Raw genomic sequence first — 12,220 nt, 5'->3', positions numbered from 1 at the left:
GGCTCTTTGGAACCGGGGCTTTCTTTTGTATTGAGACTAGAGAGCAATTACCCTAATCTGTAAACTGATAATCATTCATCAATAATTGCTTACTGTTTATTGATAACTGTCTAGACTGCTACTGCATTCTCGCGCAAGGCGTCGTTCAGGGAGGTTTTTAGGTCAGTACTCTCTTTGCGCTGACCGATGATCAGGGCGCACGGTACTTGGAAGTCACCACCTGGGAACTTCTTGGTATAGGAACCCGGGATTACCACGGCACGCGGCGGTACATAGCCTTTGTATTCTTTTGGTTCTGAACCTGTCACGTCGATGATCTTGGAACTGCCCGTAATGGTCACGCCCGCACCGATTACTGCTTCTTTGCCAATACGGCAGCCTTCCACCAGAATGCTTCTAGAACCGATAAAGGCTCCGTCTTCGATAATTACAGGCGCAGCCTGCACAGGCTCTAGAACACCTCCTAGGCCCACGCCACCGCTCAGGTGCACGTGCTTGCCTACCTGCGCGCAGCTGCCCACAGTAGCCCATGTATCGACCATCGTGCCTTCTTCCACATAAGCGCCTATGTTTACATAAGACGGCATCATGATCACGCCTTTTGCCAAGTAGGCGCCATAGCGGGCCACGGCATGAGGCACTACGCGCACGCCCAGCTCGGCATAGTTCTTTTTAAGGGCAATCTTGTCATGAAACTCGAAAGGACCTACTTCGATCGTCTTCATGGCTTGGATCGGGAAGTACATTAGCACTGCCTTTTTCACCCACTCGTTCACTTTCCAATCATCACCCGCGGGCTCTGCCACACGCAGACGACCTTTGTCAAGCTCTTCGATCACGGCGCGGATCGCCTCTACGGTATTCTGTTCTTTAAGCAGCTCACGGTTTTCCCAAGCTGACTCTATTATCTGCTGTAGTGCCATACTATTTTTCGTTTTATAAGAATCAAAGCGCAAAAGTATTAAATTTAGGCGATGTCTGAAAAGAGAATCCTGATAGCTTCACTCTTGAAGCCCATAAATGACACTCGCCTATATGAAAAGCTAGGGGTGACCATCAGCAAGCTACCCGGCTCTTACGTGCACATTTGCGCTTACGAAGCACCCATACCCGAAAACGCACCTCACAACATTAGCTTCCATCCTATCTTTAGTTTTAAAAGATTGAGCCTTGGGAGGGCAAAGGCGCAGTATGATTACTACCAGCTATTACTTCAAGTAAAACCTGAACTTATTATCGTTAGCACCCATGAGTTACTTTTAGTTAGCTATCTATACAAACAGAAATACAAGTGTGACTTAGTCTATGATGTGCAGGAAAACTACAGCCTGAACCTGCGGGCGCAACACAACTACAGCCAAGGACTAAAGCACCTAATGGCTTTTGGTGTGCGTGGCTTTGAGAAACTGACCGCCAACGGTATTGACCACTTTCTCCTAGCCGAGCGCAGTTATGCTGAGGAGCTTCCTTTCGTGCAGGGTCGCTATACCTTTATCGAGAACAAGTACAAAGCTCCCAGCAACCAAATTATACCGGACACCCCGGTAGCCATACCTACTGAGGGTCCGCTGCGCTTGCTTTACAGCGGCACCATTGCGGAGGAATACGGCGTATGGGAAGCAATAGCGCTCGTCGAGAGACTCCATGCGCTTAATACTGCCGTTCAGCTCACCATTATCGGTTACTGCGCCAACGCCCAGACATGGGATCGGCTGCAAGCAGCCTGCCAGAAGCTACCCTTTGTCGAGTTGATAGGAGGCGATAGGCTCGTACCGCACAGGCTTATTTTAGAGAAAATGGGCGAAAGTCATATCGGACTTTTACCTTACCGCCCCAATGCCAGCACCTTCCGTTGTATTCCTACCAAACACTACGAATACATGGCGCATGCTCTGCCGACCCTCATACAGCAAAACCCTTTGTGGCAAGGCATAGTAGAGGGAAGCGGGGCCGGCCTGTCCATCGATTTCAGAACTGTGGATGTTCCTGTCTTATATAAACAGCTGCTGTCAATGCGCTTCTATGCTCAAGGTATACCGGATGATATCTTCTGGCAGAGCGAAGAAGAAAAGCTCTTAGCACTTGTGCAGGATCTTCTGACTAAATAAGGAAGAGAGATTAAAGATAATTAAAATTAATTTTTAGACGAATCTAAATTCGTTATAAATCAGTATATTTGTAAAGCTAAACCTTATACTATGCGAAATTCAAAGATAGCCGGCGTAGGCCATTACGTACCTGAAAAGGTGGTGACCAATAAGGATCTCGAAAAACTGATGGATACTTCTGATGAATGGATCCAAGAGCGGACGGGTATCAAAGAGCGTCGCTATTTTCAGGAAGGCAAAGACACCACCTCCAATATGGGCGCCAAAGCCTCTATGAAAGCCCTTGAAATGGCTGGCCTAAAGCCAGAGGACGTGGATATGATCGTGTTCGCCACCCTTAGCCCAGATTATGTGTTCCCGGGTTCTGGCGTGTTGATGCAGCGCGAGATGGGTCTGAAAGAGATTCCGGCGTTGGATGTGCGCAACCAGTGCTCTGGCTTCGTTTACGCGCTCTCGGTAGCTGATCAGTTCATCAAAACGGGTATGTACGACAACATACTGGTGGTAGGCTCTGAGATCCACTCTAACGGTCTCGACTTCTCTACCCGTGGCCGAAACGTGTCAGTGATATTCGGAGACGGTGCCGGCGCGGTAGTACTCACCCCTTCTGAAAGCACAGAGCGCGGCATTTTGTCCACGCACTTGCATGCCGACGGTGAGTTTGCAGAAGAACTGGCCGTGATTGATCCGGGCAGCACCAAAAAAGACCGCTTAACGCATGAGATGATTGACGAGGGAACGATATACCCTTACATGAATGGCAACCAAGTGTTCAAACACGCCGTGACACGCTTCCCGGAAGTGATTGAAGAAGCACTTAACAAGAACGGATATAAGCCATCTGATGTAGACATGCTTATACCCCATCAGGCCAATTTGCGCATCACCTCCTACATCCAACAGAAGATGGGCTTACCAGCTGAGAAAGTAATGAGCAACATCCACAAGTACGGTAACACTACCGCCGCCTCCGTACCGATTGCTTTGAGCGAAGCCGTACAGGAAGGTCGCATCAAAGAAGGTGACCTCGTTTGCATGGCCGCTTTCGGCTCAGGCTTCACGTGGGCCTCCGCGCTTATTAGATGGTAGTTACAGTTATCAGTGAACAGTATTCAGTTATCTCTGAATAATCCTTGATAACTCTTTATTGTTTACTGATCACTGCTAAATGTTTACTGATTACTGCTAACTGTTAACTGAAAAAGTGCACAGCTTTACTGAAGAGAACTACATAAAGGCTATTTACAAGCTATCTGACAACGGCTCGCAAGAGGTCAACACCAATGCCATTGCCGAGGCGCTGGACACCAAGGCGGCCTCGGTGACGGACATGCTGCGCAAGCTCAGCGCCAAAGGTATAGCCGATTACGTGAAGTACCGGGGCGTGACCCTCACCCAAAAAGGAGAACGAGTGGCTTTGCAAATCATCCGAAAGCATCGGCTCTGGGAGGTGTTTCTGGTGGAGAAGCTTAAATTCAACTGGGACGAGGTGCATGAGGTAGCCGAAGAACTAGAACACATCAACTCTGATCTGCTCATCAAGCGGCTCGACGAGTTTCTGGGCTATCCCAAGTTCGATCCGCATGGTGATCCGATTCCTTCGGAGGACGGTGAAATGAATGTGAAGCAACAGAAGCTGCTGGCTGACATGGAAGTGAACAGTGCCGGCATTGTAGTCGGAGTAAACGACTCGCAGCCCCTCTTCCTACAGTACCTCGACAAAATGGGGATATACCTTGGCGCCAAGATTAAAGTAATTGACAAGATCCCATACGACAACTCCTTAGAAATCAATCTGGAAAACAAAAAGAACCTTGTGGTTTCTAGTGAGGTGGCCCGCAACATTTTCCTTTCCGCCTGATATGAAGTCCTCCCCTATTTCCATACTCTGTTGGCTGTTGACATTCACGCTGATGAGTACCTCCTGTACGCAGGTGGATTCGCGGGGCGAGGTGGCACCGGGGCAGCGCATGCGGATCGTGACCACAACTGGTATGCTGGGCGATGCCGTGGCGAACATTGTGGGGGATGCAGCGGAGGTCGATGCCATCATGGGCAGCGGTGTGGACCCACACCTTTACAAGGCAACACAGGGCGACCTGAACAAGCTCACCGAAGCCGATGTGATCATCTACAACGGTTTGCATCTGGAGGGCAAAATGGGAGAAGTGCTGGAGAAACTGAGCCGTTACAAAACCGTGCTGGCAGCGACAGGCGGTATACCTGAAACCGAATTGCTTAACTCAACCGAGTACGAAAACAGCTATGATCCGCACGTGTGGTTTGATGTGTCACTCTGGATGAAGGTGGTACAGCATATCAGTAGTGAGCTGCAAAAGAAAGATCCGCAAAATGCCGCCGTCTACCAAGCACAGTCAGAAGCTTATCTGCAAAAGCTTTCTGCCCTGCACAATGAGACCAAAGCCGCGATCGCTACAATACCGGAGAGACAACGCATACTCATAACAGCACACGATGCTTTTGGCTATTACGGCAATGCCTACGACATCGAGGTACGAGGTCTGCAAGGCATTTCTACGCTGTCGGAGTTTGGTTTGCAGGATGTTTCCTCTTTGGTCAAGTTCATCGTGGCGAACAATATCAGAGCGGTGTTCGTGGAGTCTTCGGTTTCACCGAAAGCCATTGAGGCCGTGGTACAAGGCAGCAAGAAAAGAGGGCACAACGTACTGATCGGCGGCACGCTTTATTCGGATGCCATGGGGGATGCTGGCACACCGGAAGGTACTTACTTGGGCATGGTGCGGCATAACACAAATACGATTGTATCTTCTTTAAAATAAGAAGGATAACATATGATACTTCAAGTAGAGAATCCAGTAGTAGAAGTACACGACCTGACGGTGAGTTACGACCGCAAGCCTGTGCTGTGGGGCATTGACCTGACACTGCCTGCCGGTGCACTCGTGGGGGTTATTGGCCCTAATGGAGCCGGTAAGTCTACCTTGATCAAGGCAATGATGAACCTGCTTCCACCGAGTAGTGGGTACGTGCGCATTTTTGACCAACCCTTGAAACAGGTATACAGCCGCATCAGTTACGTGCCCCAGCGCGAGTCCGTGGACTGGGACTTTCCGGCCTCCGTGTTCGATGTGGTGTTGATGGGCAGGTATGGCCAGATGGGTCTGTTCAAGCGTCCGCGCAAAGCCGACAAAGACGCTGCCATGGAAGCCTTGGAGAAAGTAGGCATGCAAAGCTTCGCCGACCGACAGATCTCGCAACTCTCCGGTGGGCAGCAACAGCGGGTATTTCTGGCGAGAGCATTGGCCCAGAACGCTGACATATACTTTATGGACGAGCCTTTTGCGGGCGTAGACATCGCCACGGAGACCGCCATCATTGAGCTTCTACGCCAGATGCGCGACCAAGGCAAGACGGTGATCGTCGTACACCACGACCTGCAATCGGCCTCGGAGTATTTTGACTGGGTAGTGCTCCTCAACATGCGACTGGTCGCATCCGGCCCTACCGAACAGGTACTGAACCAAGAGCTACTGGAGCAAACCTACGGCGGCAAACTCACCCTCCTCTCCAAAGTCGGTGACCTCCTGCGCAAACAGGAATTCCCGGCAAGAGAGAAGGGTTAACCATTAAACCATCTAGCCATTTAAAAAAATGCAGGACTTTCTGGAGTTTTTCTCGTTTGCAGACGCTAACATACGTTATGTGACGCTGGGCTCTGTGCTGCTGGCGGCCAGTTCGGCGGTGGTGGGCTGTTTTACGCTGCTTCGGAAAAGAGCGCTGGTAGGCGATGCTGTGGCGCATGCCGTGCTGCCGGGCGTCTGTTTGGCTTTCATCCTTTCCGGCACCAAAAACCCACTTATCCTGCTGATCGGTGCTTTTGTCACGGGCTGGCTTTCGCTCGTTGTCATCGACTACATTACCTCTCGCTCCCGCATCAAGGAAGACACGGCTATCGGACTGGTGCTGTCAGTATTTTTCGGCATCGGCATCCTGCTGCTTACTTCCATACAGCAATCCGGCAATGCGGCGCAAAGCGGACTCGATAAGTTTCTGTTCGGCAATGCGGCCTCCCTTATTGGCGAAGACCTCATCATTTTTAGTGTAGTGGCGGTCCTCTTGCTGGTCTCCGTTATTTTTTTCTACAAAGAACTCACACTGCTCTGCTTTGATCAAGCCTATGCCCGAACCATCGGCTTTCCGGTGCGGGGACTCGAGCTTTTGCTGACTACGCTCACTGTGTTTGCCGTGGTGGTAGGTATACAGGCGGTTGGGGTGGTGCTGATGGCCGCCATGCTGATCACGCCGGCCGCAGCGGCCCGCTTCTGGACCGAGAACCTCAAAGTGATGTTGGTGCTGGCCGCCCTCATGGGGGCTTTTTCAGGTGTAGCAGGCGCCTTTGTGTCGTACACCGCTCCTTCCATGCCCACCGGCCCTTGGATCGTGCTGATCGTTTCGATGATCGCCATCCTGTCGTTTGCATTGGCTCCTGGAAGAGGCTGGATTGCCCGCATTTTGCGACGACGGCGTAATAAGACGCGCATACTCGAAGAAAACCTGCTTAAACTGCTTTACCAATTGGGAGAGTTGCGGCAAGACTATGGCAATGCCCGCAGCATAGAAGAACTGCTGGAGCGCCGTAATATTCCGAAGAAAGAAGCCCTTAGCGGTTTGCAGAAACTGAAGCGGCAAGGCTACCTCAAGAAAGAGGACAAACGCTGGCTACTGACTACTGAGGGAGAGAAGCGCGGCCGACGGGTGGTACGCCTACACCGACTCTGGGAGCTATACCTGACCCAGTACGTCAATCTGGCCTCCGACCACGTGCACGAAGACGCCGAAACCATCGAGCACATCATCACCCCGGAACTAGAGCAAAAACTACTGGAAGAACTCAACTACCCTGACCTAGACCCACATCATGCAAGGATACCGTAATGTAGGGACAGGTTGCGACCTGTCCGAATCGTGCACTAAACATTTTAACCATTAACATTTTAACCATTAAACAAAATAAGTGAACGCCTTCTGGATCATATTGACGGGCTCTTTGGTAGCGACGTGTTGCAGTCTGCTGGGCTGCTACCTCATACTGCGGCGTATGGCCATGGTGGGCGATGCCATATCGCATGCCGTGCTGCCGGGTATCGTCATCGCTTTCATGCTCACAGGTTCACGCGACACCATCCCAATGCTCATCGGAGCGGGTCTACTGGGAGTGCTGACCACTTTTCTCATTGAGTTCTTCCACCGCTTTGCCCGGGTACAGGCCGATGCGGCTATTGGGGTCACTTTTACATGGCTTTTTGCCATTGGCATCATTCTCATTTCAGTATTTGCCGGGCAGGTAGACCTTGACCAAGACTGCGTGCTGTATGGCGAGATTGCCTATGTTCCGCTCGACCTGATCATCACAGAGGGCGGACTAAGCATGGGGCCACGCACCGTCTGGACACTAGCTGTCGTGACTGGGCTCATCGGCATTTTCATTTGGGTGGGCTACAAAGAGTTGTTCCTGACAACCTTCGACCCGGCCTTTGCGGCGGCTATCGGCATTTCGACTACGCTATGGTATTACCTGCTCATGGGGGCCGTGTCGCTTACGACCGTAGCCTCGTTTGAATCGGTGGGAGCGATTCTGGTAGTGGCCTTTCTGGTGGCCCCTCCTGCCACGGCCTACCTGCTCACCGATAATTTCAAAACCATGCTGGGCATTTCGGTAGCGGTCGGTATCGCCTCCTCCATCTTAGGATATTATCTGGCCGTTTGGATGGATGGATCTATTGCCGGCGCCATTGCCACTGTAACAGGCATTGCGTTTATGTTGGCATTCCTCTTCTCCCCGTCCAGAGGTATCCTGATGCGCCAAAAGCGGGTGCAGGCCGTGGGGCATTAAGCATTTGGCAGGAAAAAGGTGCTATCGACAGCGTGTGCAATAGCAATTGTCGAATAGAAGAAATGGAGACGAAATTAAATCTGAATTTTACACGTTCTGATTCTACAAAACCCCATATGCAAAAGAAAACATTCCTGCTTCCATTGTTTGCCCTCATGCTGATGCTATCGGGCTATACCTTCTCCGTGCCATCGCATGACAAAAATAAGGAGGCGGCTGCCACGCAAATTAACTGGCTGACCATGGAAGAGGCGGCTGCCAAAATAAAAAAGCAACCGCGCAAAGTCATGATTGATGTTTATACCGACTGGTGCGGCTGGTGCAAAAAGATGGACAAGTCCACCTTCACCGATCCGGCTGTTGTGGCTTATATCAATAAGAATTATTACGCCGTGAAACTGGATGCGGAAGGCAAAAAGCCAATCACACTCAACGGCCATACCTATACCTTCAAGCCGGAGTATAAAGCACACGAACTGGCTATTGCCTTATTGCAGGGGCAGATGAGTTATCCCACCACGGTATACCTTGACGAGAAGTTCAACATGCTCACCCCTGTTCCAGGCTACCTCGATGCCAAGACATTCTATAAGATTCTGACCTATTTCGGCGACAACCACCACAAAAGCATGACGTGGCAGGACTATGAGAAAAAGAAGTAATTTTACGGTTTAAAAAGCCATACCTTGATTAATCAATTCATACATACCGATACCATTGTTGCCGTAGCCACTGCTTCCGGTACAGGCGCGATTGCTGTTATCCGACTTTCCGGTCCGGAGGCCATCACGATTACCAGCAGCGTATTCAAAGGCAAAGACCTTAATGCCCAGCCTAGCCATACGATCCATTTCGGAACTATCCGAGATGAAGGCAAGATTATTGATGAAGTATTGATTTCGATTTTTGTCGGGCCTCACTCCTATACCAAAGAGAACGTGGTGGAGATTTCCTGCCATGGCTCCGATTACATTGTGCAGCAAATCATCCAGCTGCTGCTGCAGAAAGGTGCACGACTGGCCAATGCCGGTGAATTTACAAAACGCGCTTTTTTGAACGGGCAGTTTGACTTGGCACAAGCCGAGGCCGTGGCCGACCTGATCGCTTCCGATTCTGCACTGTCGCATGAGGTGGCCATGAAACAGATGCGCGGCGGCTTTTCGCAGGAGATCAAGAGGCTGCGGGCAGAGCTCGTGCATTTTGCCTCTATGATCGAACTGGAGCTGGACTTCGGCGAGGAGGATGTTGAATTTGCCGACCGTGACCAGTTGCGCTCGCTTATCCTGAACATACAGCATATCATTCGGGAGCTGCTTAAGTCATTTGAGCTTGGCAATGTGATCAAGAATGGCGTACCGACCGTGATCGTGGGGAAACCCAATGCCGGCAAGTCAACGCTGCTCAACAAGCTGCTCAACGAGGAAAAAGCTATCGTATCGGATGTGCCGGGCACGACACGCGACTTCATTGAGGACGAGATCAATATCGGAGGAGTAACTTTCCGTTTCATCGACACAGCCGGTCTGCGCGAAACTACAGATAAAGTAGAGGCCATCGGGGTGGAACGTACTCATCAGAAACTGAGCCAGTCTTCGCTCATTATCTACCTGTTTGATGTAACAGACACCACGCCAGAAGAGCTGCAGTCTGAATTGGAAGTGCTGAATCCGAAGAAACTCCCCTTCCTGCCCGTCGCCAACAAAATAGATCAAGCCTCTCCGGAGAAACTGGCTGCTTTTGCGGGTATAGATGGACTGGTGCAAATCTCCGCTGCCGATGGTGCGAACCTAGAGGACCTGAAACAGGCCTTGGTGGACAAGGTAAACGTAGGCAAACTCAATACCCAGCAGCAGACCATCGTGACGAACCTGCGCCACGTCGACAGCCTGAACAAAACCTACGAGGCGCTGGACGATGTGCTGAATGGGATCGGTTTAGGGATGAGCGGTGATTTAGTGGCAGCTGATATTCGCAGAGCGCTTTATAGCCTAGGGGAGATTACCGGTGAAATCACCACGGATGATTTGCTGGACAATATTTTCACCAAATTCTGCATCGGAAAGTAACTTATAGAGACATCATATCAACTACCTTTTATAACCAGCAAGAGCTATTCTGCACTTTTGCCTGCTTTATCAGTATCATCATCTTTTGTGGATGTACTGTGTTTACTTTTTTTCGTAGCAGCTTTAATACGCTTTTGGTTTTCTTTCCTTTCCAAGAATTCCTTTTGGCGCTGTTTTCTTTGTTGGTCTTCAGATCTGGTGCTCATGGTCTAGTTCAGTGTCCATAATTTATAATTAGCATACGCGTATTCAATGTACGCTAACTTTATCAAATATGTGAATTAAACGCCTCTAGCTCACCTCACCACCTCCACTCCGCGCCAAAAGGCGACACGGTCTTTGATGTGCTTTGCCGAGTCTTTGGGGTCGGGATAATACCAAGCGGCGTCTTTGTTCTCTTTCCCATCCACGTGTAGGGTATAGTAAGAGGCAGCACCTTTCCATGGGCAATGCGTGGTGGTGTTGCTCGGTATAAAGCATTCCCCCTTCAGGCAGTCCGCAGGAAAATAATGGTTTCCCTCCACTACAACCGTATCATCGCTTTCGGCAATAGTCTCTCCATTCCAGATAGCTTTCATATGGTTAAGGTCTTTGGTGAATTATTTTACACAGTCTTTTACATACAACAGCGTATAGTGTTGCATGTTTTCGACTGGCTGAATAAGGTGGGATTAGTCTCTTGAAAATTCAATAACGAAATAGACTAGCGAACCCACCAATAAAAGAGAAAGTACTACCTTAGGATCCATACACAAAAGCTTAAATACTGATACCAAGTATGTATACGTAAACAACTTTCCTAGCATTGAAAAGCAGCCCTATTTCCTCCTATCCCTCGTTTTGAGATGGGGGCAGGAGCTTTGAGACGATCTCTACCCGTTGGTGGAGCGTTTTGTGCACAGGGCACTTCTCGGCGATCTCCAGCAGACGCTCGCGTTGTTCATCCGTTAGGTCGCCTTCGAGCTCAATTTCACGCCAAATATGGTCAAGAAGCGCTTTTTTATCCGGATTCTCAGAATCGACTTCGTGAATCTTCTTGTGGCTTAGGTGCACCAGCACATTCGTTAGAGGCCACTTTTTGCGGTCTGCGTATAGGCGCAGGGTCATGGCCGTGCAGGCTCCCAAGCCCGCCACTACCAAGTCGTATGGTGTCGGGCCAAGCTCAAGTCCGCCAACCTCTTCCGGCTCATCAGATAACAGGGAGTGCCTGCCTGCCTGAATCTCGGTGGTGAGGGCATCCGGGCCTATGCGTGCCGCCACCCGTTTGATGGCGTTAATGGGCTCTGGTGCCGGAATGGTGATGTAGCGTTTCACCCAACTCGCTATGAGTTCGCCCGTGTATTGGGAGTCCTTCTTATCAGATAGTAAATGGTCAGTTCCGTCGAGCGAGACAAAGCTCTTCGGGTGACGGGCTGTTTTGTAAATGGCGGCGGCATTGTCGATACTGACTACCCGATCCTGCGGTGAATGAAGTATGAGGAGCGCCTTATCGAGCTGTGCTATACTTGCTTCCGGGTCATACGCATCCAATTCCTCCACAAACTCCCTGCTTATCGGAAAAGGCTTTCCCCCAATGTTCACCATAGCCGTGCCCTCCGCCTCCACGCTGCTCAAAGCAGGTTGGATCAAATGCTTCACGTGGGCGGGATCGAATGGAGAGCCAATGGTGACGATCGCCTTTAGGGAGTGGAGTGACTTTGCGGCCATCAGTACGGCGGTGCCTCCCAACGAATGCCCGACAGCAATATCCGGTGCGCTGTATTCTTTTTCCAGAAACTTGCAGGCACTAACCAGATCTGACACGTTTGAGGAAAACCCCGACTCGTCAAACTCCCCTTCACTGTCCCCCAAGCCCGTAAAGTCAAAGCGGAGCACCGCTATACCCATCAGGCTCATGGTGCGCGCAATATTGCTGATAGCTGTCAGGTTTTTGGTGCAGGTAAAGCAGTGGGCAAACAAGGCATAGGCATGTGGCTTTCCATCTACTGGCATCTCCAATCTTCCTGAAAGCATGTGTCCGCTGGCATTTGGGAAGGTGACTCGGATCGTTTTCATAAGTGTTTTTTCTTTTTTTGATTGCTGTTGAGCTTTTGAATAGTTATTAACGCAGCTTTACCAAGCATGGCTACGTAACGGCCTCCTATAGCAACCTGTGGTTTATGACATTTACT

Annotated in this window: 13 protein-coding genes; 9 read left to right on the top strand and 4 right to left on the bottom strand. The window is 50.4% G+C overall.

The window, feature by feature from the left end; translation table 11 throughout:
- Positions 1–110: 110 nt before the first annotated feature.
- Positions 111–923 (bottom strand): 2,3,4,5-tetrahydropyridine-2,6-dicarboxylate N-succinyltransferase, encoded by an 813-nt coding sequence (locus Q1A04_RS17220; RefSeq protein WP_299708450.1) that lies wholly within the window; start codon positions 921–923, stop codon positions 111–113.
- A 51-nt stretch (positions 924–974) separates the two neighbouring features.
- Between Q1A04_RS17220 and Q1A04_RS17215 the strand changes: the two genes are divergently transcribed.
- The 9 genes from Q1A04_RS17215 to mnmE all read left to right on the top strand — a co-directional run bounded on the left by Q1A04_RS17215 (position 975) and on the right by mnmE (position 10,049).
- Complete coding sequence (locus Q1A04_RS17215) at positions 975–2,108, top strand: glycosyltransferase (protein ID WP_299708448.1); 1,134 nt, start codon at positions 975–977, stop codon at positions 2,106–2,108.
- A 90-nt stretch (positions 2,109–2,198) separates the two neighbouring features.
- Entirely contained in the window at positions 2,199–3,197 is a 999-nt protein-coding gene (locus Q1A04_RS17210) for a 3-oxoacyl-ACP synthase III family protein (protein WP_299708446.1), read from the top strand.
- A gap of 115 nt (positions 3,198–3,312) precedes the next feature.
- The gene (locus Q1A04_RS17205) at positions 3,313–3,969 is read left to right on the top strand and encodes a metal-dependent transcriptional regulator (protein WP_299708444.1); all 657 of its coding nucleotides are present in this window, start codon (positions 3,313–3,315) and stop codon (positions 3,967–3,969) included.
- Between the two features lies 1 nt (position 3,970).
- Positions 3,971–4,909: a zinc ABC transporter substrate-binding protein gene (locus Q1A04_RS17200; protein WP_299708442.1), complete on the top strand. Its 939-nt coding sequence runs from the start codon at positions 3,971–3,973 to the stop codon at positions 4,907–4,909.
- A gap of 12 nt (positions 4,910–4,921) precedes the next feature.
- Positions 4,922–5,713 (top strand): metal ABC transporter ATP-binding protein, encoded by a 792-nt coding sequence (locus Q1A04_RS17195; protein ID WP_299708440.1) that lies wholly within the window; start codon positions 4,922–4,924, stop codon positions 5,711–5,713.
- A gap of 28 nt (positions 5,714–5,741) precedes the next feature.
- Positions 5,742–7,025 carry an iron chelate uptake ABC transporter family permease subunit gene (locus tag Q1A04_RS17190; protein ID WP_299708438.1) on the top strand — a complete coding sequence of 428 codons (1,284 nt, stop codon included), beginning with the start codon at positions 5,742–5,744 and terminating at the stop codon, positions 7,023–7,025.
- Between the two features lie 79 nt (positions 7,026–7,104).
- Positions 7,105–7,983, top strand: a complete 879-nt coding sequence (locus tag Q1A04_RS17185) for a metal ABC transporter permease (RefSeq protein WP_299708436.1) — start codon at positions 7,105–7,107, stop codon at positions 7,981–7,983.
- A gap of 116 nt (positions 7,984–8,099) precedes the next feature.
- Positions 8,100–8,645 carry a thioredoxin fold domain-containing protein gene (locus Q1A04_RS17180; protein WP_299708435.1) on the top strand — a complete coding sequence of 182 codons (546 nt, stop codon included), beginning with the start codon at positions 8,100–8,102 and terminating at the stop codon, positions 8,643–8,645.
- A 24-nt stretch (positions 8,646–8,669) separates the two neighbouring features.
- Positions 8,670–10,049 (top strand): tRNA uridine-5-carboxymethylaminomethyl(34) synthesis GTPase MnmE, encoded by a 1,380-nt coding sequence (mnmE, locus tag Q1A04_RS17175; protein WP_299708433.1) that lies wholly within the window; start codon positions 8,670–8,672, stop codon positions 10,047–10,049.
- A 44-nt stretch (positions 10,050–10,093) separates the two neighbouring features.
- On the opposite strand, the gene Q1A04_RS17170 is transcribed toward mnmE, so the two are convergent.
- From Q1A04_RS17170 to Q1A04_RS17160, 3 genes are all read right to left on the bottom strand, one after another.
- Positions 10,094–10,255: a hypothetical protein gene (locus Q1A04_RS17170; RefSeq protein ID WP_299708431.1), complete on the bottom strand. Its 162-nt coding sequence runs from the start codon at positions 10,253–10,255 to the stop codon at positions 10,094–10,096.
- A gap of 90 nt (positions 10,256–10,345) precedes the next feature.
- Entirely contained in the window at positions 10,346–10,627 is a 282-nt protein-coding gene (locus Q1A04_RS17165) for a DUF427 domain-containing protein (RefSeq protein ID WP_299708429.1), read from the bottom strand.
- 250 nt (positions 10,628–10,877) lie between these two features.
- Entirely contained in the window at positions 10,878–12,104 is a 1,227-nt protein-coding gene (locus tag Q1A04_RS17160; protein WP_299708427.1) for a bifunctional alpha/beta hydrolase/OsmC family protein, read from the bottom strand.
- Between the last annotated feature and the right edge of the window lie 116 nt (positions 12,105–12,220).

Origin of the sequence: uncultured Pontibacter sp. (assembly GCF_947499215.1) — a bacterium.
In the GTDB taxonomy this organism is placed as follows: Bacteria; Bacteroidota; Bacteroidia; order Cytophagales; family Hymenobacteraceae; genus Pontibacter.
This window is presented reverse-complemented; position numbering and strand designations above follow the sequence as displayed.

What these genes read in the sequence shown, in the direction of transcription:
- Q1A04_RS17220 (WP_299708450.1), bottom strand. Translation starts at nt 923, where the DNA reads ATGGCACTACAGCAGATAATAGAGTCAGCTTGGGAAAACCGTGAGCTG.
- Q1A04_RS17215 (WP_299708448.1), top strand. Translation starts at nt 975, where the DNA reads ATGTCTGAAAAGAGAATCCTGATAGCTTCACTCTTGAAGCCCATAAAT.
- Q1A04_RS17210 (WP_299708446.1), top strand. Translation starts at nt 2,199, where the DNA reads ATGCGAAATTCAAAGATAGCCGGCGTAGGCCATTACGTACCTGAAAAG.
- Q1A04_RS17200 (WP_299708442.1), top strand. Translation starts at nt 3,971, where the DNA reads ATGAAGTCCTCCCCTATTTCCATACTCTGTTGGCTGTTGACATTCACG.
- Q1A04_RS17195 (WP_299708440.1), top strand. Translation starts at nt 4,922, where the DNA reads ATGATACTTCAAGTAGAGAATCCAGTAGTAGAAGTACACGACCTGACG.
- Q1A04_RS17190 (WP_299708438.1), top strand. Translation starts at nt 5,742, where the DNA reads ATGCAGGACTTTCTGGAGTTTTTCTCGTTTGCAGACGCTAACATACGT.
- Q1A04_RS17180 (WP_299708435.1), top strand. Translation starts at nt 8,100, where the DNA reads ATGCAAAAGAAAACATTCCTGCTTCCATTGTTTGCCCTCATGCTGATG.
- Q1A04_RS17170 (WP_299708431.1), bottom strand. Translation starts at nt 10,255, where the DNA reads ATGAGCACCAGATCTGAAGACCAACAAAGAAAACAGCGCCAAAAGGAA.
- Q1A04_RS17165 (WP_299708429.1), bottom strand. Translation starts at nt 10,627, where the DNA reads ATGAAAGCTATCTGGAATGGAGAGACTATTGCCGAAAGCGATGATACG.
- Q1A04_RS17160 (WP_299708427.1), bottom strand. Translation starts at nt 12,104, where the DNA reads ATGAAAACGATCCGAGTCACCTTCCCAAATGCCAGCGGACACATGCTT.